This is a genomic window from Streptomyces sp. NPDC127197 (genome assembly GCF_042672405.1).
Classification (GTDB): domain Bacteria; phylum Actinomycetota; class Actinomycetes; order Streptomycetales; family Streptomycetaceae; genus Streptomyces; species Streptomyces flavusporus.
Genome location: NZ_JBHXVG010000054.1, coordinates 13,436 through 35,608, shown reverse-complemented (window position 1 = coordinate 35,608; position 22,173 = coordinate 13,436). Strand labels below are relative to the sequence as shown.

Sequence of the window (22,173 nt, the reverse complement as noted above, 5' to 3'; positions counted from 1 at the left end):
CCCCCCTTCACATCACGATGACGCGACTCTTCACCCTGGGCTTGTTCAGGCCGGCGGCAATGCCGTCGAGCCGGGCCTCCCAGGACAGGCACCCGGCCATGGCCAGGTCGATCTTTCGCGGCGAGTCGTGGCGGTCCTTCTGGATCGTCCACATGGGCTTGCCCTCGTCGTCCTTGGCCCGGGCCGGCCGCTTCACCGCCTGGCCGATGTGCCGGGCGAACGCCTCGTCACCGTCGTGGCTGAGGTCGCCGCCAGACATCGCCGTCCGGTACGCGCGCAGCGCGAACGCCATCTGCCGGTCCCGGTGCGTCCACCACTCGTTGACGACCTTCTCGCCGTACTTCCCCTGCCAACGGGCAACAGCCTGCTCGTACCAGGGCGGATCGGCGTAGACGCGCACCACCTTGTACGTGTCGAACGCCAACGCCAGGCACAGGTCTACCTCGCGCTCCGGAACCTCCCACTCCTCGGCCTCCTGCTTGTTCAGCGGCGCCTCCCACACCCCGAGCGGCCACTGGTAACCGGTCTCCAGGTGCGTCGCCACGAAGCCAGTGGAGTCCTTCCACTTCGCCCCGTCGAAGCCGATGACGATCGGATCGCCCTCCGGGACCGTGAAGTCCGGCCGAGCCAGCGCCACCCACTCGGCCTTGTCGAAGGCCTTCGCGGACGCCGTGCCCGGCTGGTTCAGGAAGTAGCGGCGCGCGTCGGCCGGGTCCGTGTCCGGCTCCCGCATGTCCGACGCGATGCGCTCCAGGTCCATCCACTTCGCGGCGTCCCCGTAGACGTGCTCCAGCGCTGGCATGAGCTGTGCGTCGTCGTGGAGGTCCTCGACGTGCGGGCCCTCCCGGTGGTCGAACAGCAGCCCGCCGTCCTTCACCCGGCCCGCCTTCACGGCCTTGGCGTACTCGTGCGTCGCCTCCGCCACGCTGTTGTCGCCGACCGCGTACATCGTCGACGTCTCCAGCGACCACGGTTCGGCGGCCCGCCGCTTCACGAGGTTGCGGCGTACCGTCTTGTGCATCGCCCGAAGTTCGGGCAGCACGTACAGGTGCGTCTCGTCGAAGACTGCGAACGTCTCCTTGCCGCCGTCCTTCGCAGCGCCGGACGACGTCGACGGGACGATCTCCCCGCCGCCCTCGATGTAGATCCGACTGGACGTCTGCGCGCTGCGGCCCAGGTCGATACCGGGGAACTCGTCGCCGAAGTGCTCAAGGAGGTGCTCGAGCATCGCCGTGACGTTGTCGTAGGTGTTGCCGGACTGGTTCTCCTCGGTCGCCAGGCACCGGATGTACGGGTACGTCTGCGGCCGGCCAACCGGCTCGCCGTCCGCGTCCCAGCCGTCGAAGCGGCAGGGGCCCAGGGCCTCGAAGCACACCAGGGCGCCCGCCAGCTCACTCTTGGCCCGACCCTTCGGCCGCGACAGGAACGCCCTGTTGACCTTGCGGCGGCCGGTCGCAGAGTCCAGTTGGTAGGCCTTGACGATGAACGCGGCCATCTCGTCGTCGATGACGAGCGGCTGGCCCTGGACGTCGCCGGGCCCGTGGCACAGGTACGTCTCGATCCAGTCGATAGCGGTGAAGCCGAGGGAGACGAAGCGGTCCGGGTCAGCCTTCGGTCTGGTCATCGACGACTCGAAGCACACGGTCGCGGCGGGAGGCTGCGGCCCTGCTCCGGGGCCGGGCGGGGCGGTCGGCGCCATCGTCCGGGTCAGCGACCGTCCAGCGCAGCCGGATGCGGTCCGCAGCCGTGCCGCCCAGCGCGGCCTCGTTCAGCCGGATCTCGGACAGCAGCTCCTTCTTCGGCTCCTGCCAGTACTGCTCGACGAGCTGGGCGAGCATGTGCAGCCGCCCCCAGTCCGTCGCCAGGAACGTCGAGGCCTGTGGGCTGGTCCGCCATGTCTCGTACCAGGACAGGGTGCGGGTGTCGTAGTCGTGGCCGCCCGGAAGGGCGGGGGTCGGGCCTGCGGGTCCGCCTGCGGGGAGCAACGTTCCGGGTACGGCGTCGGCGTTGCGCCGGCGTCGCTGGGACGGGTCCTTGGGGAGGGGGCCGGTGCCTGCCATGGGGGATCACCTCGGTGTGCCGTTGCGGCATCGGGCCGGGCCGTTGCGGTCCCGGCGGTTACTCGGTGTCACGTTCACCATGATCGTTTGAGGGTCGGAGACCCGTACACAGCGCGAGTTACCTCCCCGGCGGTCCTGAGATGATCTTGTTTGGGGGTAACCCCCCGGGGTCGTCAGGGGGTCGGGGTCACTTTGCGTGACAGTCGCCGCCTGCCGGAATGTCCAGATTGACCAGGAGCGGGGTCACCCGTTCGTCCTTCCAGGCCTCGTTGGGGTGGCGCGGGTCGACCAGCCGCCGGCCATCCTCGTTGACCCGGTGGGTCAGGTAGCGGATGAGCTGCTTGTCGCCGGCCCGCTCGATGCTGAGCCAGTCCAGGGCGACCGCCTTGGGGTCGATGCCGTTGCCCTGGAGCCACTGGGCGAGCGCCTCGCGGTGCTCCATGACCTCATCGTGGCGGAGCAGCCTGACCACAACAGCATCAGGCTCAGGAGCAGGAGACGAAGCAGGAGCAGGAGCAGCAGACGTGACCGCAGGCTGATGCTCGAATCGCGAAGGCAGTTGGCCGGGGCTGGAGGCGCGGCGTAGCCGGGCCGTGGCTGTGGCCGTAGCGTCGGCGCTGCTCTGGCCGAGGTCGCCGAGGTGTAGGTGGCCGTCGGGCTGGGCGTCCTGGCCAGTGCGCTCGGTGCCGCTCATGCGTGCCATCCTCCGGGTTGCTCGGCTGCGGTGTGGCTGCTGTGGCAAGGGCCGCAGAGTCCGCGGCCGTGCTTCGGGTCGTTGGGGTCCAGGCCGGCGGCGACGAGGGCGCGCCGGTCGGTGGGGTGGTGGTCGGCATGCCGGGACGGTTGCCCGCACGACTGTCCGTGTCCGTGTGCGGTGTCGGTGCACACGCACAGCGGGTCGCGTTCGAGGACGGGGCGGCGGAAGCGGCGTTCGTGGTCGCGGTCGTAGCCGCGCTGCCGGGCGCTGCCGCGCCGCTGTTCTGCCTGCCGGCGGTGGTCGTCGCACTTGCCGTGCTGGGTGTACTCGGGGCAGCCGGGCGCCGAGCAGACCCGCCAGCGCAGGGACTTGGGCATCGGTCGCTCCTGTCCTACGGTGACGGCCTACGACTGGAGGGGGTTGCCGTGGCTGGTGGACGTTCGGACTGGGCGCTTGGGGTGTTCGCGGTCGGGCTGCTGCTCGTGTTCGCGGCCGTCATCAAGGGCTGGTGGCTGTTGCTGCTGCCTGCGGCGTGCCTGATTGTGGGCGCGGTCGCGGGGACGACCAGGGCGCGGCGGTCGGGCCAGGCGCCGGATGTGACGGTGCGGCCGGGCGGTAGTGGCCGGCCGTGGCGCCGTGGGGATCGAGACTGAGGCACGGCCCGGACACGACGAAGCCCCGACCGGATGCCTGTGCGGTCGGGGCTTCGTCGTGCGTCTGTGGTGCCGGTTGAGGGCACAGTTGTTCACCGAGATCGTTACACGCGGCTGACCTGCGGTCAAGCGGCGGCCTTGCTGGCCCGCTTGGCGGCCAGGGCGGTGACCTCGTCCACGGCGAACCAGCGCTGTCGGGGGCTGCCGCCGACGTGGTGCAGCTGGCCGCGGTGCACGAGCAGCCGCACGCCGCCCAGACCGATGCCGAGCACGCGCGCGGTCTGGTGGGCGGTGAGGTAGCCAGGGCGGATGATCTGCGACTCCATGCCTCCATGATGCGGCAGCAGAACGGCCCCTGACTGGTGATGTCAGGGGCCGGTGTCAGGGGGCCGTCTGACACCCATTTCCCTAGGTGGGCGCGGTGTCAGGCGGCCGTGACGGTGTCAGGTGTCACGCGGGTGTCAGGGCGGGCACGATGCGCCAGCGGCCGGTCTGGCTGGTGGCCTCCAGGCGCCCGTCCAGGGCGGCCTCCTTGAGCCGCGCGGACACCCAAGGGCGGGAGAGGTCGTTGGCCTCGCACCAGTCCATGAAGTCCTTGGGGCCTACGACCATCTGTCCCTTCTGCTCGAACTCCGCCAGGGCCTGAGCGAACAGGCGCCGACCTTCCGCAGGGCCGGGCTTACGGCCGGCCCCCTGCCCGAACAGAGGGATGTCGTCGCCATCCTGCGCTTCGGGCAACTCGGCCTCGGGGTCGATGTCCATGTCTTCCGGGTCCACCAGGGGGCCGGTCATGGGCTCCCCTTCCTCGGCGGCCGGGGCCGCCTGCTCGTCGTTGGCTGTAGCCGCACGGTCGGTGTACAGCTTGCCAGCGACACCGGCGGCCGCGGTTGCGGTCACAGGGTCGATGCCCATGCGGATCGGCTCGAACGCGCGGGCCACCCACTCCAGGGACACCGGGTCGTTGCGAAACGTCCGGGACGGGGTCGACCACAGGTCGGCCTCGACGCCCGCGGAGCAGAGGTAGCAGTAGCCGGGCCGCTTGTTGCCCCAGGCTCCAGGGTTGGCGCCGGCGTCGAGGACCTCGGAGGGCAGGGCGAATCCGGCGTCCCGCTCGTCCACGCCGAAGCAGAGGGCGGCGGGCAGGCTCGCCCGGGTGTCGGTGCTGATCTGGTAGCCGGAGGCGCGCTGCATGGAGATGACCAGGCTGGCGCCAGCGCTCCGGGCTTCCTGCGCGATGCCGGTGAACACGTCGTCGTCGGTCGCGCGCAGGGTGTTCGCGGCTTCCTCGAACCAGGCGAGCAGGTAGGGCATACCGGGGCACTGGCAGGCCGCGCCCTTGCGGCAGGAGTGCGCCGGGTCGGTCTGGACCTCGGCGGCCGCAGGCTCCCATGACCGGTACGCGTGGTCACCCAGCCACTTCTGACGTGCGGGAATGGCGGCCTTGAGGGCCTCGATCATGATTTCTGCGCCGTCGCCGGTGTCCACTACCCAGTCGCAGGCCGGGAAGGCTTCGCCGAGGTCCTGGCCGCGCTTGGGGTCGGACAGCCAGACGGCGACGTCGCGGCGGGTCAGGGCCTCGCACAGCACGTCCATGGCGCCCTCGGTCTTCCCTGCACCGGTCACGCCCATGATGAGCAGGTGGATGGCCTGGGGCAGGGTGAGGACGAGGGGGCGGCCGTCGTCGTAGACGCCGATGACCAGCGGCTCAGCGATCGATCCGCCGGGGGAGGACGGGCCGGGCCACCAGATGACCTCCTTCAGCATGTCCATGGGCACCACGGTGAACGTGCCACGCCGGGCCGAGTCGGGGTCAGGCCGGTTGCGCACGGCGCTGGTCGGGACGTCGAGGGCAGAGGCGATGCGCGGCAGGGCCTTGGAGACGTCCTCGTGGGTGCCCTCTCCTGCCGGCAGCGCGTAGGGCACGGTGACCTTGTTGGGCTCGACCTTGACGTTTCCGATCTGCGTGCGAGCCAAGCCCACCTTCTCCAGCAGGCCCTTGTCGCTGCTCTCCCCGACAGCATCCGGGTTGCGACGCATGATCATGCGAACGTTCCAGGTCAGCGCCATGACGGGGCCGCCCATCAGGTACAGGTCATCGATCGGCCCTGCGGTCGGCCCAGAGATGCAGGCCGCGGTGACCCAGGCGGTTCCTGCGGCCACGGTGATGGCCGAGTGGAGGCGCCGCTGCGCGCTGGTCGACCTACCCGCCCACCAGGTGGCGCCGGTCAGCGCCACCGAGGCGAGGGTGAGGCCAGCACCGGCCCATGCGCTGTCGCCCCATCGCCAGTGCCCGAGGGCGCCGGCCACGCCCACGCCCGCAACGCCCAGCCAGGGCGGCAGGTGCGGCTTGGCCCGGTGCAGCAGGTACTTGCCCACGCCCCCGGCGTCGGAGGCGCCTCGCAGCTGCGCCTCATGCTGCTGGTCGGTGTTCTTCTCGGCCATCGCCGTGCCTCCTTACTGCTGGGACCAGTTGATGACGGGCTGCTGCGGGCGCCGGGCGCGGTGCCGGACGCGGTTGATCTCCTCCTCGTACTCCTGCTGGAACGTGGAGTACGCGGCGGCGGCGTTCTTCGCCGCATCCCGGAGGGCGTCGGCGGCCTTGTTGAGCTTGCGGGCGACCTTCTGGGCGCGGATGCGGGAGCCGAACGCGCGGCCCTGCGGGTCGGGAACGGCGGCCAGTACGCCCTTGAGGATCTCGGCGCCCATGGCGACCTCGATGGACAGGGTCACGGCGGCAGCCCGAAGGCTGTTGCAGTAGTTCCTGACCTCGGCCGGAGAGGTGAACTCCGGGGCGGGCAGCAGGTTCTGCGCGCTGGGCTGCCCGCCGCCCTGCCGGGCCGGAGCGCCGTTGGTGGTGCTCTTGCTGGCGTTGACGTTGACGGTAAAGCCGGGGGCGAAGGTACCGAAGTTCTTGGTGCCCTTGGCCTGCGATCCGTTGGCGCCGCTGGGCGCGGCCTTGGTGTTCGCCATTGGGGTGTCCTCCAGGACGTGGCGGCCGGTCAGCGGCCGGCGAGGTAGTCGCGCCACAGGGCGCGCAGGATGAGGAAGCAGCCGGTGGCGCAGGCCGCGGCGATGGCGATGGCGATGAACGCCATGGCGAACGCGAGGGCCAGGACGCAGGCGACGCAGGCGCCAGCACAGGCGAGGCCGCCGATGGTCCACCACTTGCGGGCATCGAATGGCGTGGGCTGCTGGTGGTCGTGCTGGCAGGTGTGGGGCTGTATGGCCTGGCTGATGGCCTGTGCGGTGAGCACGGCCTTGACCAGCTCCAGCTGCTGGGAGTCGATAGAGGCCTCGTTCGCGGCGGCGAGGGCCTTGTGCAGGGCGTCGTTGCTCATCGACGCCTCCCGCGGATCCGGGCGACGGCCCGGTGCCGCGGCCAGATGGCCGCCGCGACGCCGAGACCGAACGCCACCACAATCGGCTCCGTCACCAGGACCCCGACGAGACCGAGCAGGTTGGGGAAGGTGAGAACCAGGGCGAGCGCGAGGATGATCAGGGACCAGCGCATCACACGTATCCCCCGTTCCCCTCGTCGCGCTTCACCGGTGCCGGGGGCTTCTTCGCGGCCCGGGACAGGGCGGTGCGCACGTAGGGTTCGTCGACGACCAGGCGCCGGTGCCGGGCGATGTGCTCGACGATGTCCTTCGCCTTGGCGTCCGGTCCGAGGGCTGATGCGGCTTCCTCGACGGCGCCCTGGAGGTTCACGGGCGGCAGGGCGCTGACCTGCTGATGCGCGGGCGTATCGCTGCGCTGCACCTCGTACTCCGGGGGCCGCTGGCCGAGGACCAGGGCGACCGCGGCCGGGTCGATGGAGAACCCGTAGTAGGCAAGCACGGATGACAGCTCGGCGGGCGGCGCATCAGGTCGCGCATCAGCCGCGAGGCGGATCGCATCCACCGGGTCCATCCCAGCGAGGTGAGTACGGACCGCTTCGGTGGCCGACGGCAGGCCGGGCTTCGTGGGCGCTTGCTCGACGGCGGCCGGGGCGGCCGCGCTGAACATGCCGGCGAGCGCTTCATCGGCGCCTTCGGTGATGCGGCCGCGCTGCACCTCGACGAGAGCGGCGCCGAGGACCTGGTCGCCGACACCGACCTTCTCAGCGAGATCCCAGCTCTTACGCAGGGCCTTGGCGCGCTGCTTCTCGTCCGGGTGCCGGGCGGCAACCGCCTGGTGATAGGCGAGCTGCTGCACGGCATCCGCGTTCCGCCGCTGCGCCTCGGCGTCCACGCCGGTGGTGTAGACGACGACGCTCCGAGCGATGAACCCGAGGCCTTCGGCCGCGCCGGACATGGCGAGCGGGGTCACGGCATAGACGGCGGCATCGCGAGGACTGCTCGCGATGGTGACGCCGATGCAGGAAGCGGAGACGGGGGCGAGCCACATGCCGAGCCGGACGACCGCGGGGGACGACTGGCCGAGCATGGTCCGCCCAAGCATGATCAGCGCAAGGACGAGGGTGAGGCCCTCGCCAGCGGCGACGACGCCGGCCGCGGTGGCCTGCCGGTGGAACTCGGAGACGACGTTGGTGTAGGTGCCCGAGGCGCCGGCCGCGCCGACGGCGAGCATCAGCGCGGCAGCGGCCCCAAGGACGCCCATCTGCCAGCGGGTGAGGGAACGGGTGCTCACTGGCCACCGTCCTTGCGCTCGGCCGCCTTCTTCTCCTCGGCGTCGAGCCTGGCCCGCAGGAAGCTGACGTTCCAGGCAAGGTCCGCGGGGTCCTCGTCGAGGGCCTCGCGCACGGTGCGGGCCCAGCTGGCGCGCTCAAGGATCCGTCGGTCGTAGGCGGGGTCGTCGTGGGGGAGGGTGATCGCGTCGAGGACGGTAGTGAGGAGCGCGCGCAGGTCGCGGACCTCGGCGGAGGTGGGCTCGGTGCTCACTGGCGCTCACCCTGCTCGCTGTTGAGGAACGCGGCGATCTGGGGGAAATGCCGCTCGACGAAGTGGCGTGCCCGCTCCTCCTCGGTCTGCGGCTCGGCGCCGAGGGCGCGCAGCAGCAGGCGCAGGGATTCGCGGAGGGAGAGGACGCTGTCGCTGCCGAGCAGCTGCTGGGCGACGCCGATGGCGACGTCCAGGTCGCTGGGCACGTGCGGCTCGTCGTGGACGGGGCGCGCGGCGCCACCGGTGAGGGGCCAGGTGGGGTTCTGGCGCCGGAGGTGGGCCGTGCTGGCGTAGTCCGCGTCGGCGAGCTGGTGCAGCTTGGCGACGCGCTCCTGCGGGGAGCTTGCGCGCGCACTGGGGCGCGGGGAAAGATCGGTCATGCCGACTCCTGCTCGTATCAGGTAGTTCGGTGAAAGGCCGGGCGGTGCGCGCGCCGGGGACACCACTCCCCGAGCTGCTGCCCGGCCTTTCTTGCGTGCTCTAGCGTTCCATAGCCTGAACGCTTTGTACAGCCAATGGAACGCATCCGGTGCGCATCACGGCGAATCAGCAGGCTGGAAGGCCTGCAGCACCAGGTAGCGCTCAGGCCCGTAGGCGGTCCCGCACCAGCGGCATATCAGCGTCGTCTCGCCTGGCAGGCGGGAGATCACCGCCCCGCACACCGTGCCCTGGTCGTCCGTCACTGCCACACACGTGCCGATCCGCTGGGGCCTCGGCAGCGGGTCGCCGACGATGCTCCGGGCCTGGAGCTCCAGCTCCCTCACCTCGCGGGCGAGGTCGCCGGCCGCCGGGTACTGCGCCACGATCCAGTCGAGTTCCTGCGCCAGCCATCGGCAGTCCGCGGCGAGGCTTCCAGGCGGCGGTGCCCCCCGGTGGGGCCAGCGCACGCGCCGCACGTCCACCCGCCACAGGCGCATCGTCTCGGCCGCGCGGATCCAGGTGATCGTGTCGATCACGTCCTCATTGACCGGCGAGCGCGGGCCGGCCGCGCTCTTCGTGGCGACGATCTCGCCCCAGCCGGACCGGCGAGGCACCAGGCACTCGCCGACCTCGGCGTACAGGGCGGGTAGTTCTTGCAGCCCCGCGGCCAGCTGCTCCCGGTGCCGGGTGCACAGGTAGCCGCTGGCCGCGCGGTCGCACAGCTCGCAGGTGTTCACGGGGTGGTGCTCTCCTTGGGCTCTGCGAGGGCGTCGCGCACCCGCGCGGCGGGGACCTGCGCGTGCGTCCAGTCGTACGGGGCGACGGCCGCGCGGACGCGCTCGATGGTGGCCTGCGCCTGCTCCAGCTCCTCGGCGAGGCGGTCGCGGTCGACCTCGATCTCCTTCGCCTTGGCCTTCCAAATGTCGCCGCGGCGCCAGCCCTTGGAGGCGTTCGCGTACAACTCGTCCAGGGCGTCGTCGGTGGTGGTGCTGGCGGTGTGGCGCTTCATGCCGTCCTCCGCTGGTGCTCGTAGTTCTTGCAGGTGTGGTCATGGGCGGCGCCGGCGGATGTCCACCAGCGCTCGCAGCAGGCGGCAGCCAGGGCCGCGTCGACCACCTCGCCCGTGATGGGCCGGAGGCCGCAGGGGCGGGCGGCCCGCTCGGCGCGCACCGCGGCCGCGCGGCGCTCGTTGGCGGCGACGTACTCTCGGCCCGCGGCGACGGCCAGCAGCAGGGAGACACCGAACAGGCCGATGGCGTACCACCAGGCGTCTGCGCGGGCGCTGGTGACGGAGCAGTGGCCGGCGAGGGCGGCGGCGGCCAGGTACAGCCATCGCAGGGCGCGGTCGGGGAGGGTCACGGCTGGGCTCCGTTCTGCTGGGCCTCAGTGAGGTTGCTGTCGGGCATCTGTCCGCGGCGCGCTCTGGCGTCGGCTTCGGCCATCCGCTTCAGTGCCCGCTCGATGACCACCGCCCGCACCTGCCCCGCGTACACGGTGGCGAGGAGATGCTCCGACCGAGGGGTGAGGACCTCGCGGGCGGTGGGACGACGCTGCGGGCTCACCGGACAGCCCTCTCGGTCAGCCGCTTGAGCGCATCGTCGACGGTGAAGCCGTTCACGGTGACGAGGGGCGCCTGATCCCTGGCGAGCTTCAGCGCGGTGTCGAGGTCGAAGCGGTGAGCGTCCAGCCACTCGTCCTCGCGCTCGGAGGGGCGCATCTCGTACTCCCAAGTGCCGTCGGAGCCGAGGCACTGGGAGTGCCGCTTGACGGCCCACCGGCCATGGCCGCGGTATTCGACGGTGATCTCGAAGACGTGGGAGTCGATGCCGTCCTCGGGCAGGCAGTTCACGCTGTACTTGGAGGCCTGCACGATCGGCTCGCCGGGCTTCGGCAGCTCGGCTGGCGGCTGCTCGTCGGCCCACACGATCCGCGTCGCGCCGTTGTGCCCGTGGATGGCCACCGCGTCGCTCAGGCGGTCCCAGTGGACGGTTGACGGGCGGTCGCCTATCCAGCGCAGGGTTACGGTCCCATCGGGCCACAGGACGCCGTCGGCGATGTGGCCGGTGCCGGAGACGCCGCTCACGTCGTGGTCGCGTTGGAGACGAAAGAGACGGGGCTGGGTGGTCATGGTCTGTGTTCCTCCGTGGTGTGATGGGCGGGAGGCCGCCCCTGAATCCCGCAGGGGCGGCCGTTAGGCGTGGTCATCCGGAATGCGGCAGGGAGGCGCGCCAGGCCTCGACGACGGTCTTCGGGACGCGCCCGACCGGCGGGCAGTCGACACCGTTCGCTGCGGCCCAGGCGCGGACTTCGGCCGCGGGGTAGTCGACGGGCTTCCGCTTGGTCGGCTTCTTCTTCGGCGGCGCCAGCTCGGCCTCACGCGAACGGAGTTCGACGAGACGCTTCTCCAACTGCTCGGCCTCGGTCGTGATGGCGGTCAGCTCCTGGTCGGTGGCGTACCGCTTGCGGAGGCCTGCGAGGACAGCGCGGGCGCGGGCAGCCTGGTCCTGGACCTGGGGGTCGGGGTGTTCGTCGCCCCACTTGAGGAGCTGACCGACGGGGAGCGGCTGCGGTTCGCCGGCGGCGCGTGCCTTGAGGGGCAGGTCCGGGATGGAGGAGAGCTGCGGTACGGGCTGGGCCATGGGTGCGGGTCCCTTCTGGGCCTCGGGGAGGTGGAGGCGGTTCTGGCGGGCGGCTTCGGGGCCGCCCTGGGTGTCGATCTCGTCAAGCAGGCGGTGTAGGGCGGCGATGGTCACTTGTTAGCGAGCTCCAGCAGGACGTCGGCGTGACACGGTCGGCCGGGCGGGCACCAGCACATGAGGTCCCGGCCAGCCAGATCCCGCCGCATCACGTCGACCAGCTCCGGCCGCTCCGCGAGCCAGCGGCGGTACAGCTCGATCACCTGCTTCGGGGTGGCGTCCTGCACCAGGTGCCAGGTCACGGCGCCGTCGGGGTGGACGAAGGCGTGCCGCTGCCCCGACGCCTTGCCGAGGCGCCCTTCGTGCTCCCACTCGCTGCCGTCGAGCGCGGGCATACGAACCTGGGTGGAGTTGAGCGGGTAGGCGTTGCCCCAGCGGCTGCCGCGGCCGACGTAGACCGCGTCAGCGGGTGCGCGCCACCCCTTGGCGCGGCGGCGCTGGATCCGGCGGGGGGCGTCAAGGGTGATCTGCCGGTTCGTCATGCGTTCCTCCGTGGTGTGATGGGGGAGGTCCGGGCCTGATAGCGACAGGCCCGGACCGCTATGCGGCGGCGGGAAGGATGAGCTGGCCGAGGACGCGGCCGACGCGGTCCTGGTCGATGAGGTCGGCAACGTCGCCTGCGGTGCTGCCGCGCGGCACGTCGATGCCGATGCGCCGGCAGAGGCCCATCTGCTTCGAGGTCGGCTTCCCGGACCGCCACTGGGCCTGGCGTGCGACGAACGCGTGCGGGGCGAGGACCTTGGCCTGCTGCTCCAGCCAGGCCAGCGCCTCCGGCAGCGGGCGGGCCGTGTCGTCCTTGGGGGGCTGCACCCCGGTGCCTTCCGTCCAGCGGCGCATTCGGTACAGCCGGGTGCCGGGGTCGCGCTGGAGGAAGAGGAACATGGCGCCGGTCAGGCGGATGAACCACGTGCCCTCGGGGGTGCGCAGCCAGCGGATCGCGGACGAGCCGAACAGGTTGAACTCTTCGGCCTCGACCCGCGCGGTCAGGACCCTGCGCTTCTCGGCGGCCGCGGCCTCCTTGGCGACCTGGCGGAGCGTCTTGCCCTCCTCGGCCTGGCCGATCTCACGCTCGGTCAGGTCGACCATCGACGCGAGCTTGTGGCGGGTCGAGGCGCCCATGACGTCGAGCAGCAGGGCATCCCGTTTCCCGGGTGCCGGGCGCAGGGCGCGGCCGGCCATCTGGACGTAGAGACCCGGGCTCTTGGTGGGGCGGGCGATGACGGCGCAGGACGTGTGCGGGGCGTCGAAACCTTCCGTCAAGACCATGCAGTTGGTGAGCACCTGCACGTCCCCGGCGCTGTACCGGGCGAGCGTCGCGCGCCGGTCGTCCCGGCTCATGCCACCCCACACCGGGGCCGCCGTGATGCCGGCGGCCTCCAGCGCGGCAGCGGCGGCCTGGGCGGTCGCGACGGTCGGCGTGAAGACGACGCCCGGGCGGTCCCCGGCGTGGTCGACGTAGGCCTTGGCGATGGCGTCCAGCGCGCCCGAGTCCTCCAGCGCCTTACCCAGCTGCCCGTCGACCAGGTCGCCGCCACGGGTCCGGACCTTGTCCAGGTCCAGGCTGTCGACCGTGATGCGCTTGCCGCGGACGTCGCACAGGTATCCGTCGCCGATCATGTCGAGGATGTCGAGACGGAAGACGACGTCTTCCCAGACCTCGGCCAGGCCGCCGTCGGTGCGGGTCATCGTGGCGGTGAACCCGGCGACGGGAACCCCGCGCCAGGCGCCGAAGTGTTCGAGTACCTCCATGTAGGTGCGGGCCGCGGCGTGGTGGCACTCGTCCACGATGACCAGGCCGATGTCGCGGATGGCCTCGCGACGCTTGGCCACGGCCAGGGTCTGGACGCTCGCCACGATTACATCGGCGTCCGCGTGGTCGTCGCGCTGCGCCTTGACGATGCCGACCCGCAGCATCGGGTCGACGGCCAGCAGCTTGGCCGCGGCCTGCTCGATCAGCTCCTCGCGGTGCGCGATCACGAGGACGCGGCCGCCGTTGAGGGTGTCGAGCATCTGGTGTGCCAGGTGGGAGAAGACGACGGTCTTTCCGGCGCCGGTCGGGAGGACGACGGCGAGCCGGTTGGTGCCGGCGGCCCAGCCCTTGCGCAGGGCCTCGATGGCGTCGACCTGGTAGGGCCGGGGTGTGAAGGTCTGCGGTACGGCGGTAGCGGTGGCGGTGCTCACGGTTCACCTCGGTTCGGTTGCTGGGCTGTTGCGGGGAGTGCGGGGACTTGGCGGGAGTCCTGCGGGGACTCCCGCACGGTCCTGCGGTGGCGCTGATCAGCGGTTTTGCGGGGACGCGGGGACTTGCGGGGAGTTGGGAAATCCCTTGATGCCGGAGGCCCTCAGAACTGTCGTGCGACGACGTGCGGCACATGTGATGCGCGATGCATGCGAGACGCGCGCGCTATACAGGGGAGCGGGCCGAGTCCCCGCAAGTCCCCGCATCCCCGCATCCATGCAGGTCGCCCCGCATGCGGGGACCTGGCGAAGTCCCCGCACAGGTCCCCGCGAAGTCCCCGCACTCCCCGCAGGACGGCCGGTCACGACTCGTGCCCGCCGGTGCCGCGGTCGGCGTGGACCTCGACGCGCCACAGGTTCTGCTTCCTGTGGCTGTCGACGACCATCACGACCTTGTGGGTGCCGAAGTAGCGGCCAGCACGGGCCTTCAGCCAGATGCCCAACTGGTTCGCGCTCGGCGGCTCGTCGCCCTTGCGCGGCACGTGGGTGGGCAGTCCCTTGATGACAGCCCCCGTGGTCAGAGGCTCGCTGCCGTAGCTCTGCCGCCACATCTCCAGGAAGAGCGCCCACTCCTGCAGTTCGTCGTCCTGGTCGCGCGCCTCGTTGCGGTCGGCCATCCAGCCCTCGACGCCGAGGAAGTCGAGCAGGCCGGCCATGGTGCTGGCCCACTCGCTGTAGTCGCCTTTGCGGACGCGGACCTGGGGCGTCCCCGCGGCGACCCAGGCCCGGACGAGGGTGACGAGGGCGGCGACCAAGGTGGAAGCGTTGTGGCGCAGCCAGGGCCGGAGGTCGCCGACGGTGAAGTTGTCGCGCTGGTCAGGGTCGGGGCAGTCGGGGTCCAGGCGAACCCAGAGGACGCGACGGCCGTTGTCCCCGCCGGTGCGGAGGGCGTTGCCGGTGACGATCCAGAGGCGATCGTTCGGCATGGTCACCTTGGACGTGGCGCCCAGGACCCGGTCACCCCAGACCTCGGAGGTCAGCAGGGCGGACAGGACGGGCGACTTGATGATGCAGCCGTTCGGCAGGTTGTCGAGGACGACGACGGGCTGCCCGGTGCCGTACAGCTGCGTGGTGATGCTCTTCCGCAACTCGGTGTCGTTCTCGGGCCAGGCCGTGTCCGCGATGCCGTAGCAGTGCCGGAAGATGTCCTTCAGCAGGCTCTTGCCGGACCCGGCGGCCGTCGCGGTGAGCACGAACATCGGTGTCGGCCCGTGGAAGTAGGGCCGCAAGATCGGCGTCAGCAGCGCGCCCAGGTAGTGCGCGCGGTCGCTGGCCGCGACCCAGGGGAAGTCCTTCAGCACCTGGTCGAGGACGATGCTTTTGGCCCTGTCGAGGCTGTCCCGCGTCACCTGGGGGGCGAGGCGGCGCAGCGGCACCCGGGGCTCCAGGTACAGGCCGGTCGCCCGGTCGTAGCCGAGGGAGTCGAGCAGCGTGCCGTCGGGGCGGATGACCGGCGAGGTAACAACGCCCCGGAGGACGGGCAGGGGCCAGTCCTTCCGGCCGAGGATCGTGGAGCAGCTCTTGGGCATGAGCAGCTCGCGCTCTTCCTCCAGCTGCTCGGTGACCGGGTTTCGCTTCAGGGTGTAGCTGGTGAGGTGGTCGGCGAGGTAGGCGCGCAGGTTGTCGGTGCCCAGCTGCTGTACCACCGGGTCGTCGTTGTCGTCGCGGTACACCCAGCACGGCCCGCCGGACCGCTTGTACAGGTCGGGCAGACGGCCGTCGGCCATGAGTGCCAGGACGCCGTCAATGCCGTCGGCCTCGTTCGTGATGTCCAGCTCGGGACGGGACGACACAGAGCGCAGGTGGGGGCCGCCCTCGAATCCGCCCTCTTGGGGGTCGGGGGCGTGGTCGAGCGCCGAGGACCCGTCGGCGAAGTGCTGCGACTGCGCGGGCACGGAGGACAGGCGCCGGCGGGGCGGCTCGGTGCCGTACCCCTGGCGACGCAGCTCGGCGGCCGCGGCCTTGAAGTTGCCGCCGTGCTCCAGCAGCGTGTAGGCGCCGAACTTGCTGTAAGGCGTGTCGGCCTGGAACTCCGAGCCGGTGGCGAACACCCACAGGCGGTCTTTCTCCGGGTCGCGGCCAGTGGTGGCCTTGACGCTGCCGACGCCGTCGGCCCAGCCCCAGTAGGTGGTGTTGCCGCGCGTGATGATGGGCCGGAACGTGCCGCGCAGGATCTCGCCCCAGTCCGCGCGGGCCTCGTAGTCCTCGCCGGGCCGCAGGCCTCCGCCGGGCAGCGGCTCCGCCGCCTTGGGGGCCGTCTTCGGCGCCTCGGGCACGGGCATCTGGTCGACCATCCGGCAGATGTCCCGGATGGCGCCCATGGTGTCTGCGTCGAGGACGGGGATCGTGGCCGGCGAGCCTGCCACGCGGACGTAGGGACGGCCGGAGGCGTGGACGGCGGGGCCGGACGGCTCGACCAGGCCGTAACCGCCTTCACCGCGCGTCTCGATGAGGACGCGGACAATCTTCGTGTTGGGCTTCTCAGCGACCCGCTGACGCTCGTTGTCGTCCCACTCGTGTTCCTCGGCGAGTCGGGAGGCCAGCTTGCGGTTCGGCGGTACGGCGGCGCCGTCGAGGCGGACGCGGTAATGGCGGCCGCCGCTGGGCGACTCGGTCACCCAGCCGTTCAGGATCGCGGTCCAGGGCTCGCCGAGGCCGGAGGCCTCCATGATCTCGGTGACGTCGTTCAGCAGGCCCTCGCGGATGGCGAGGCCCTCGAACTCGATCAGCTCGACAGCACCGGATACGGCTCCGTAGACCACGGCGATGCCTCGCGGTCGGTCGCCGTCGAACCAGGCATCGTGTTCGGCGGGGGTGCTGCGGTTCACCTTGTACTGCATCCACGACACGGCCGGCCGCTTGCTGCCGTCCGCCTTGATGGGGAGGACGCACAGGCCAGCGTCGTGCAACTCGCGGGCGGCGGCCCGGAGATCGGCGGTCTGTGAGTCGGTCAAGGGGTGCCCCCGTGGTACGTGTTCAGGTGGTGTGTCTTGATGCCGGCGATGAAGTGCGCGACACCGAGGGCGCCGCGGCGGACCGGGAGGCCGTCGTTGCCCTCCAGGCGGTCGTTCGCGCAGACGGGGCCTTCCTTCGGCTGCGGGCAGCCGGGGCGGGTGCACTCGTAGCGGGCGCGGAAGTTGTCCATGTCCACGAACAGGGCGCCGTGGACGTGCTGGGGTGCGGCCGCACGGTCCGGGGTGTCCCGGGTGCGCGCGGCGGTGCTGCTCAACGCGCCGCCTGGGCGGCGGCGGCCTGGGACTCGGCGGTCAGGCGCTGCCCTTCGTAGAGCTCGGCGATGGCGGCGCGCAGCTGGGTGAGGGTGTCGGCGGGGTGCTGTCCCTGCGGAGCGATAGCCAGGCCGCCGGTAGCGGTCCAGATGACGATCGTCTCGGCCGGCTGCTCTTCCGCCGGCACGCGGGTCTCGTGCACGGTGATGCCGTGCTGCGCGGCGACCATCCGCAGGTCCTCGCGGCTGAAGACACGGTGGATCCAGGCGTAGACGGCCTCCGGGTCGCCGGTGCGTTCGACCAGTTCACCGATGGCGCCGAGGCACTCGGCCAGGGCGGGGTCGGTGGCGTCGGCGGCGGCCTGGGCGGCTGCGATGGCGCGCGCAGCCTTGAATGCGGGAAGCTGCTGCATGGGCTGCTCCGTTTCTCTACTTGCTGGTGAGGGCGGGCTGCTCGGACGGCGTCACCGGCTGGACCCCGGTGGCGCCGTCGCTGTGAGCGGCTGCTGCCGACTGGACCCCGGCAGTAGCGAGCAGGGAGAGGCCGAGGAAGCCGACCAGGTCGGCCTTCCGCACGCGCTTGGCGCGGCCGAACTCGAGCACCTCGATGGGGAATGCGCCCTGGCGGATCAGCTGGTAGCCGTTGCCTTCGCTGATGTTCAGGGCGGCGAACGCGGCCTTGACCGGGGGCATCGCGGGCAGGTCCAGGACCTGCTCCGGGGTCAGTGGCTCAACCTTCTTGACGCTCACACGGCCTCCTTCTGCGGCTGGGCCGGGATGAAGGTGCGGCCTGCGCGCTCCATCGGGATGAAGAGGACCAAGAGGTCGATGCCGATGGCGCGGGTTATCGCCTTGGCCTTGTCTTCGGGGACCAGGCGCTGGGTGCCGGACATGAGGGCGCCGATCGTGCCGTGCGCCACTCCGGCCAGGGCGGCGAGTTCGCGGCTGGTGACTGCCTCACCGGTGCCGGTGCGCTCCATGAACGTCTTGAGTCGGTCGCCACTGACGACCGCGTACATGGTGGGCGGGGTGGGGGTATCGCTCACGTTCACCTCACGGGACGGTCTGTTCATCGCACTGAACGGCGATGGACGTGAGCATTCCATGCGCTGAACGCTTTGTCTAGTCGATCGAACGTGCGCGGGCGCAGGTATGTAATTGGTCAATGACTCTCTGCGATCTGGCGTGATCGGCCGATGTGCTGAACAATCCGTCCAGTGCATGGAATGAACGGCCCAAGCGACCTGCCCGTACGTCTCTCTGGACAGTGCAGACCCTGAACGGCCCGTGAATACCTCTGACCGCAGGAGTGGCAGGATGAGCCCCATGGCCCCCAACGACACGTCTCCCGCTGGAACCACGCCAGCGCCTGAACGGCGGACACAGTTCGCCGACCTGATCCGGCGGCGGCGCGCGGAGCTGAATGAGGGGCTGTCCGCCTTCGCCGCCAAGGCGGTTGACGCGACCACGGGCACTCGGGTGACGCGCGGCTGGATCTACCGCCTGGAGACGGGCGAGACGATCACGCCCCCCCAGTATGAGGAGCTGCGCGCTCTCGCTGCGGCCTGCGAGCTGCCCGTGGAGACCCTCCAGGACGCGGCCGGCAGCCAGTTTTTCGGCGTCGACCCACTCATCGGCGGCTCATCAGAGGCCAAGGCCTACGTGCGCAAGCTGGACCAGCTGCCGACAGACCAGCGGGAGCGACTCCTGCGGCTCATCGACACCTTGGCTCCCCCGCATTCCCCCGAATGAGGAATGCATTCCGCATTGCATCACTCTGGGTGGCAGGCGTGAACCGACAGTAGACCTGTGGGACCTGTGATGCGATCATGCGGGTACCGCATCTACTGACCATAAGGTGCAGGTATGCGACCACATTCGAACGCATGAGCGATGGGTGGGGGAGGACTGCATGGCGTCAGCGCGTCCACGGGTCTGGTATGTCTTTTCGGACGACGTGCCCGACGGTGAACTGCTCGTACCGATCAGGACCGAACACGGATTGGCGGTCGCCGTGCGCCCCAATGCAGGCATGGACCAGTCGATGCTCGACCGGCTCAACGAGGTCGCGGACCATGTAGTGGGGGTGGGGCTGGTGCGTCTGGACGCCGGGCCGTCCGAGCCTCCCGAATGAAAGGAGTAGGCCATGCCGTCAGCGCGCCGCGCGGGGAGCGTCTACCGCCGATGTGAGTGCCGCGGGGGCGACGGCAAGCTGTTGGGTAACGCGTGCCCACAGCTGAAGAAGAGGGCCCACGGCTCTGTCGGTCTCCGTCAGGAGCTGCCGCCGGACGCCGAGGGCAAGAGACGCACATTTCGCAGGACCGGCTACGGCAGCGTGGCCGAGGCCCAAGGCGACCTGTCCCGCCTGCAAGCCATCCTCTCCCTACCGGGAGACGACGTGGAGGAACAGCGGCGCGTCGGCGACCTGCTCGCCGACATCGCAGCGCGCCGCGCTTCCATCCCAGAGATTTCTGAGGTGCAGCGGCGCCTCGGCGTGGGCGTACCGCTGGACGGTAAGGCCACCGTGGGGGAGTGGCTCGACCGGTGGATGGCCGGGAAGAAGACGCGCACCACGACGAACGCGGGCTACCGCTCCCACATCAAGGTCCACCTGAAGCCGCGGGTTGGGCACTACCGCCTCGACCGATTGAACGTCGGCCACGTCCAGGAGATGTTCGACGCCATCGCCGACGAGTCGGACACGGTCCGTGCTGAGAATGCGGCCCGCCGAGAGCAGGAGCAGCGGGCGAAGTGGTCCCGGCCCGGGCGGCCGCCGGCCAAGGAGCGCGACCGTCTGGCCGCTGAGCGCGCGAAGCTGGCCGAGATGAAGCCGTACCGGAAGACCAACGGCCCGGCCACAAGGCACGCCATCCGCCGCACCCTGCGCACGGCACTGAACGCGGCCATTGCCCAGCAGCTCATTACCTTCAACGCGGCCGCGCACGTCGAGTTGGGCTCCAGCGCACGACCCAAGGGGTTGCTGTGGACGGCCGAGCGCGTCGCTCGGTGGCGTGAGACCGCCGTGGTTCCCAGCCCTGTGATGGTGTGGAGTCCCGCGCAACTGGGCGCGTTCCTCGACGAAGCTGAGGACCATCGGCTGTACGCCTTCTATCACTTGATCGCTCACCATGGCCTACGCCGCGGTGAAGGTGTCGGCGCGGACTGGGCGAACGTGCACCTGGACGTCGAGCCGCCGCGCATTGACGTCCTGACTGAGATCGTGGTGGACGGCTGGACGCCGATCGAGACGGCCCCCAAAACTGACTCCTCCATGTCGGCGGTGATGCTCGACCGGGAGACCGTGGCAGTGCTGCAGGAGCACCGCGCCCGCCAGGCCGCCGAGCGCGCCGAGCACCTAAAGGCCGGGAAGAAGTGGACGGACACCGGCAAGGTCTTCACCACGGAGGGCGGCAGCTGGCTGCACCCCGACACCGTGTCCAAGGAGTTCAAGCGGATCGTGGAGACGGCCGGCCTGCCGCCGATCAACTTGCGCGACCTGCGGCACGGCGCGGCCGCGCTGGTGAAGGCCGGCGGCGGCGACATCGACGACGCCAGCAAGAAGCTGCGTCACTCCACGATCGTGCTGACCGCCGACACGTACATGAGCCTTTTCCAGGAGTACGAGCAGGACCTGACCGAGCGCGCGGCGGCCGCCGTGCCGCGCGCTCGCCGCGGACGTGGCTCGGCCCCTGCCGCGGGCTCTATACCGCGGCAGGGGCCGAGTGCAGCGTCGCAGCCAAGAGACACTGAATAGGACGCTTACCAAGGTACGGGCCAGCACTGACAACTGGTAGGTGTCGGCGTAGAATTGAGGGACAGGCAAAGGGCCTCTGACCTGCGGGTCGGGGGCCCTTCCTGCTGGCCCGCTGCTGGCCCGAACGCCGCGCAACGGCGTGGTTCTCGGTGGGGTGAGATGGGGTGAAGGGCGCCCGATGAACGATCGATAAACGCCTCTGACCTGGGCTTTGCAGGGTGGCATGATACGCGGTGGGGCGGCACGGGGTGAGACGCTTTCGCGGATCATCAGACTTTTAATCCATTGGTTGTGGGTTCGAGTCCCACAGGGCCTACCGGAAGGACCCCAGGTCAGTGACTTACTGACCTGGGGTCCTGTCCGTTTTGACCGGGCATCGTGATCGCTTGCTGGCCCGTAGCTGGCCCGAGAGTCCTGCCGATCACTGGGGGCAGAAAGAAGCGGCCCCGGCCGGTGTGGATCCCAGCCGGGGCCGCAGTGTGCACGGGTCAGGCGCCGAGCGCGCCCGCCTTCACAGCGCCGACGAACGCAGCCCAGGGCGCGGACGAGGCGGCAGCGGCGGGGATGCTGCGGTCCTTGGTGTCCCGGAAGAACGCGCCGCCGGTGGTCCGGGCGACCTCGATGCAGGCACCGTTGCCGGTGCTGTGGCTCGACACGTGCCAGGGCAGAGTGGTGCTGTCCATGTGTTGCCTTTCTGGTGGTTGTTACGTGATGGGGCCCCGTCCCCGACGGGGGCGGGGGCGGGGCCCCTACCCGTGCCCGGCCTGCGTTCTTGCCGGGTCCGGGAGTTCAGTGGCGGCACCGCGGGCACCGGCACGGCGGCCACGCCGAAGTCAGCGCGAACGGGTCAAGCGGCTCATCAGCCGTCACGCACACCTCGTCACGCCGCTCGATGATCTCGCCGTCGTGGATACGGGTCACCCGCATCGTCATCAGCCGCATGGGCGCCTTGCCGGCCTGCCCGGCGCTCACTGCTCGCCCCGGTGCGCGGTGGCGCGATGACGGCGGAGCCACACCCGGCAGTCGACCGCCCGCGAGAGGTCGCCCGCACTCTTCGCGCTGGCCTCCTCGGCTTGGAGTCGTCGGCATTCGGAACACCCGGGCACTGCCGGGGGCGGCGCTTGTGTTCTACGATCCATGCGTCACTGCTCCCTATGTAGCGGTGGCCACACCCCCCGGGCCCTGCCAGGCCGCGGGGGTTTCTTGTGACCCAGACCATACCGCGCCTTACCGAGGGTTGCCGAGGGGTCCTGCGGTCGCGCGGCATGGTGCGGGAACCTACGGTCGCCGGTATGAGCGCTGATCTCGACCGGACGCGGGCGGTATGGAGGCAGGCCGCACAGATCGTCATCGGCCGGATCAAGGACGGCACCTATCCGCCCGGGACCCGAGTGCCCTCGACGCTGGAGCTGGCAACCGAGCTGGGGGTCGCGGCGTCGACGAGCCAGAAGGCGCTCGCCTATCTGCGCCGTGAGGGCTGGTTGCGCGGCGAGACCGGGATTGGAACCTTCGTCGCCGACCAGCCGCCCCTCGACGGCTGAGCACGCCC

At 70.6% G+C, this 22,173-nt stretch carries 31 protein-coding genes; 5 read left to right on the top strand and 26 right to left on the bottom strand.

Annotated features, from left to right (window positions below):
• Nucleotides 1-7: 7 nt before the first annotated feature.
• The 4 genes from ACFVJQ_RS41115 to ACFVJQ_RS41100 form a co-directional block, all read right to left on the bottom strand.
• Nucleotides 8-1,624 carry a hypothetical protein gene (locus ACFVJQ_RS41115; RefSeq protein WP_375847178.1) on the bottom strand — a complete coding sequence of 539 codons (1,617 nt, stop codon included), beginning with the start codon at nucleotides 1,622-1,624 and terminating at the stop codon, nucleotides 8-10.
• On the bottom strand, nucleotides 1,605-2,060 hold the full coding sequence (locus ACFVJQ_RS41110) for a hypothetical protein (protein ID WP_375847179.1): 456 nt from the start codon (nucleotides 2,058-2,060) through the stop codon (nucleotides 1,605-1,607). The genes ACFVJQ_RS41115 and ACFVJQ_RS41110 overlap by 20 nt, the downstream gene beginning before the upstream one ends.
• Nucleotides 2,061-2,247: 187 nt before the next feature.
• Nucleotides 2,248-2,502, bottom strand: coding sequence for a hypothetical protein (locus ACFVJQ_RS41105; RefSeq protein ID WP_375989014.1), 255 nt, complete (start codon nucleotides 2,500-2,502; stop codon nucleotides 2,248-2,250).
• A gap of 248 nt (nucleotides 2,503-2,750) precedes the next feature.
• Nucleotides 2,751-3,134: a holin gene (locus ACFVJQ_RS41100; protein WP_375989011.1), complete on the bottom strand. Its 384-nt coding sequence runs from the start codon at nucleotides 3,132-3,134 to the stop codon at nucleotides 2,751-2,753.
• A 48-nt stretch (nucleotides 3,135-3,182) separates the two neighbouring features.
• Here ACFVJQ_RS41100 and ACFVJQ_RS41095 point away from each other — a divergent pair, with 48 nt between their 5' ends.
• A complete protein-coding gene (locus tag ACFVJQ_RS41095) occupies nucleotides 3,183-3,410 on the top strand; it encodes a hypothetical protein (RefSeq protein WP_375989008.1) in 228 nt (75 codons plus the stop codon).
• 125 nt (nucleotides 3,411-3,535) lie between these two features.
• On the opposite strand, the gene ACFVJQ_RS41090 is transcribed toward ACFVJQ_RS41095, so the two are convergent.
• The 21 genes from ACFVJQ_RS41090 to ACFVJQ_RS40990 all read right to left on the bottom strand — a co-directional run bounded on the left by ACFVJQ_RS41090 (nucleotide 3,536) and on the right by ACFVJQ_RS40990 (nucleotide 17,916).
• Nucleotides 3,536-3,736 (bottom strand): hypothetical protein, encoded by a 201-nt coding sequence (locus ACFVJQ_RS41090; protein WP_375847215.1) that lies wholly within the window; start codon nucleotides 3,734-3,736, stop codon nucleotides 3,536-3,538.
• Nucleotides 3,737-3,860: 124 nt separating this feature from the next.
• On the bottom strand, nucleotides 3,861-5,852 hold the full coding sequence (traB, locus tag ACFVJQ_RS41085) for a plasmid transfer protein TraB (RefSeq protein ID WP_375847214.1): 1,992 nt from the start codon (nucleotides 5,850-5,852) through the stop codon (nucleotides 3,861-3,863).
• 12 nt (nucleotides 5,853-5,864) lie between these two features.
• On the bottom strand, nucleotides 5,865-6,380 hold the full coding sequence (traA, locus tag ACFVJQ_RS41080) for a plasmid transfer protein TraA (protein ID WP_375847213.1): 516 nt from the start codon (nucleotides 6,378-6,380) through the stop codon (nucleotides 5,865-5,867).
• Nucleotides 6,381-6,409: 29 nt separating this feature from the next.
• The gene (locus tag ACFVJQ_RS41075) at nucleotides 6,410-6,748 is read right to left on the bottom strand and encodes a hypothetical protein (protein ID WP_375847212.1); all 339 of its coding nucleotides are present in this window, start codon (nucleotides 6,746-6,748) and stop codon (nucleotides 6,410-6,412) included.
• Entirely contained in the window at nucleotides 6,745-6,921 is a 177-nt protein-coding gene (locus tag ACFVJQ_RS41070; RefSeq protein WP_375847211.1) for a hypothetical protein, read from the bottom strand. Before ACFVJQ_RS41070 ends, ACFVJQ_RS41075 begins: the two co-directional genes overlap by 4 nt.
• A complete protein-coding gene (locus ACFVJQ_RS41065; protein WP_375847210.1) occupies nucleotides 6,921-8,039 on the bottom strand; it encodes a conjugal transfer protein in 1,119 nt (372 codons plus the stop codon). Before ACFVJQ_RS41065 ends, ACFVJQ_RS41070 begins: the two co-directional genes overlap by 1 nt.
• The gene (locus tag ACFVJQ_RS41060; RefSeq protein ID WP_375847209.1) at nucleotides 8,036-8,290 is read right to left on the bottom strand and encodes a hypothetical protein; all 255 of its coding nucleotides are present in this window, start codon (nucleotides 8,288-8,290) and stop codon (nucleotides 8,036-8,038) included. The genes ACFVJQ_RS41065 and ACFVJQ_RS41060 overlap by 4 nt, the downstream gene beginning before the upstream one ends.
• Nucleotides 8,287-8,670 carry a hypothetical protein gene (locus ACFVJQ_RS41055; protein ID WP_375847208.1) on the bottom strand — a complete coding sequence of 128 codons (384 nt, stop codon included), beginning with the start codon at nucleotides 8,668-8,670 and terminating at the stop codon, nucleotides 8,287-8,289. The genes ACFVJQ_RS41060 and ACFVJQ_RS41055 overlap by 4 nt, the downstream gene beginning before the upstream one ends.
• 156 nt (nucleotides 8,671-8,826) lie before the next feature.
• Complete coding sequence (locus tag ACFVJQ_RS41050) at nucleotides 8,827-9,447, bottom strand: hypothetical protein (RefSeq protein WP_375989001.1); 621 nt, start codon at nucleotides 9,445-9,447, stop codon at nucleotides 8,827-8,829.
• Entirely contained in the window at nucleotides 9,444-9,719 is a 276-nt protein-coding gene (locus ACFVJQ_RS41045) for a hypothetical protein (protein WP_375988998.1), read from the bottom strand. The genes ACFVJQ_RS41050 and ACFVJQ_RS41045 overlap by 4 nt, the downstream gene beginning before the upstream one ends.
• Nucleotides 9,716-10,069 (bottom strand): hypothetical protein, encoded by a 354-nt coding sequence (locus tag ACFVJQ_RS41040; RefSeq protein ID WP_375988995.1) that lies wholly within the window; start codon nucleotides 10,067-10,069, stop codon nucleotides 9,716-9,718. The genes ACFVJQ_RS41045 and ACFVJQ_RS41040 overlap by 4 nt, the downstream gene beginning before the upstream one ends.
• Nucleotides 10,066-10,272, bottom strand: coding sequence for a hypothetical protein (locus ACFVJQ_RS41035; protein WP_375988992.1), 207 nt, complete (start codon nucleotides 10,270-10,272; stop codon nucleotides 10,066-10,068). The genes ACFVJQ_RS41040 and ACFVJQ_RS41035 overlap by 4 nt, the downstream gene beginning before the upstream one ends.
• Nucleotides 10,269-10,838, bottom strand: a complete 570-nt coding sequence (locus ACFVJQ_RS41030) for a hypothetical protein (protein ID WP_375869839.1) — start codon at nucleotides 10,836-10,838, stop codon at nucleotides 10,269-10,271. The genes ACFVJQ_RS41035 and ACFVJQ_RS41030 overlap by 4 nt, the downstream gene beginning before the upstream one ends.
• A gap of 73 nt (nucleotides 10,839-10,911) precedes the next feature.
• Nucleotides 10,912-11,463 carry a hypothetical protein gene (locus ACFVJQ_RS41025; RefSeq protein ID WP_375847205.1) on the bottom strand — a complete coding sequence of 184 codons (552 nt, stop codon included), beginning with the start codon at nucleotides 11,461-11,463 and terminating at the stop codon, nucleotides 10,912-10,914.
• Nucleotides 11,460-11,888 carry a DUF4326 domain-containing protein gene (locus ACFVJQ_RS41020; protein ID WP_375847204.1) on the bottom strand — a complete coding sequence of 143 codons (429 nt, stop codon included), beginning with the start codon at nucleotides 11,886-11,888 and terminating at the stop codon, nucleotides 11,460-11,462. Before ACFVJQ_RS41020 ends, ACFVJQ_RS41025 begins: the two co-directional genes overlap by 4 nt.
• A gap of 58 nt (nucleotides 11,889-11,946) precedes the next feature.
• Complete coding sequence (locus tag ACFVJQ_RS41015) at nucleotides 11,947-13,587, bottom strand: DEAD/DEAH box helicase (protein ID WP_375847203.1); 1,641 nt, start codon at nucleotides 13,585-13,587, stop codon at nucleotides 11,947-11,949.
• A gap of 359 nt (nucleotides 13,588-13,946) precedes the next feature.
• On the bottom strand, nucleotides 13,947-16,598 hold the full coding sequence (locus ACFVJQ_RS41010; protein WP_375847202.1) for a bifunctional DNA primase/polymerase: 2,652 nt from the start codon (nucleotides 16,596-16,598) through the stop codon (nucleotides 13,947-13,949).
• A complete protein-coding gene (locus tag ACFVJQ_RS41005; RefSeq protein WP_375847201.1) occupies nucleotides 16,595-16,873 on the bottom strand; it encodes a hypothetical protein in 279 nt (92 codons plus the stop codon). Before ACFVJQ_RS41005 ends, ACFVJQ_RS41010 begins: the two co-directional genes overlap by 4 nt.
• Nucleotides 16,870-17,283 (bottom strand): hypothetical protein, encoded by a 414-nt coding sequence (locus tag ACFVJQ_RS41000; RefSeq protein WP_375847200.1) that lies wholly within the window; start codon nucleotides 17,281-17,283, stop codon nucleotides 16,870-16,872. The genes ACFVJQ_RS41005 and ACFVJQ_RS41000 overlap by 4 nt, the downstream gene beginning before the upstream one ends.
• Before the next feature lie 16 nt (nucleotides 17,284-17,299).
• Nucleotides 17,300-17,620: a hypothetical protein gene (locus ACFVJQ_RS40995; RefSeq protein WP_375847199.1), complete on the bottom strand. Its 321-nt coding sequence runs from the start codon at nucleotides 17,618-17,620 to the stop codon at nucleotides 17,300-17,302.
• Nucleotides 17,617-17,916 (bottom strand): helix-turn-helix domain-containing protein, encoded by a 300-nt coding sequence (locus ACFVJQ_RS40990; protein ID WP_375847198.1) that lies wholly within the window; start codon nucleotides 17,914-17,916, stop codon nucleotides 17,617-17,619. Before ACFVJQ_RS40990 ends, ACFVJQ_RS40995 begins: the two co-directional genes overlap by 4 nt.
• Before the next feature lie 280 nt (nucleotides 17,917-18,196).
• On the opposite strand from ACFVJQ_RS40990, the gene ACFVJQ_RS40985 reads away from it, so the two are divergent.
• The 3 genes from ACFVJQ_RS40985 (at nucleotide 18,197) to xerC (ending at nucleotide 20,624) form a co-directional block, all read left to right on the top strand.
• Complete coding sequence (locus tag ACFVJQ_RS40985; protein ID WP_375988985.1) at nucleotides 18,197-18,622, top strand: helix-turn-helix domain-containing protein; 426 nt, start codon at nucleotides 18,197-18,199, stop codon at nucleotides 18,620-18,622.
• 160 nt (nucleotides 18,623-18,782) lie between these two features.
• Nucleotides 18,783-19,004, top strand: coding sequence for a hypothetical protein (locus tag ACFVJQ_RS40980; protein WP_375847196.1), 222 nt, complete (start codon nucleotides 18,783-18,785; stop codon nucleotides 19,002-19,004).
• Nucleotides 19,005-19,016: 12 nt separating this feature from the next.
• Complete coding sequence (xerC, locus tag ACFVJQ_RS40975) at nucleotides 19,017-20,624, top strand: tyrosine recombinase XerC (RefSeq protein ID WP_376183244.1); 1,608 nt, start codon at nucleotides 19,017-19,019, stop codon at nucleotides 20,622-20,624.
• 488 nt (nucleotides 20,625-21,112) lie between these two features.
• On the opposite strand, the gene ACFVJQ_RS40970 is transcribed toward xerC, so the two are convergent.
• Entirely contained in the window at nucleotides 21,113-21,307 is a 195-nt protein-coding gene (locus ACFVJQ_RS40970) for a DUF397 domain-containing protein (RefSeq protein WP_375989053.1), read from the bottom strand.
• Nucleotides 21,308-21,916: 609 nt separating this feature from the next.
• Between ACFVJQ_RS40970 and ACFVJQ_RS40965 the strand changes: the two genes are divergently transcribed.
• A complete protein-coding gene (locus ACFVJQ_RS40965; protein WP_375989050.1) occupies nucleotides 21,917-22,165 on the top strand; it encodes a GntR family transcriptional regulator in 249 nt (82 codons plus the stop codon).
• Nucleotides 22,166-22,173 lie beyond the last annotated feature (8 nt).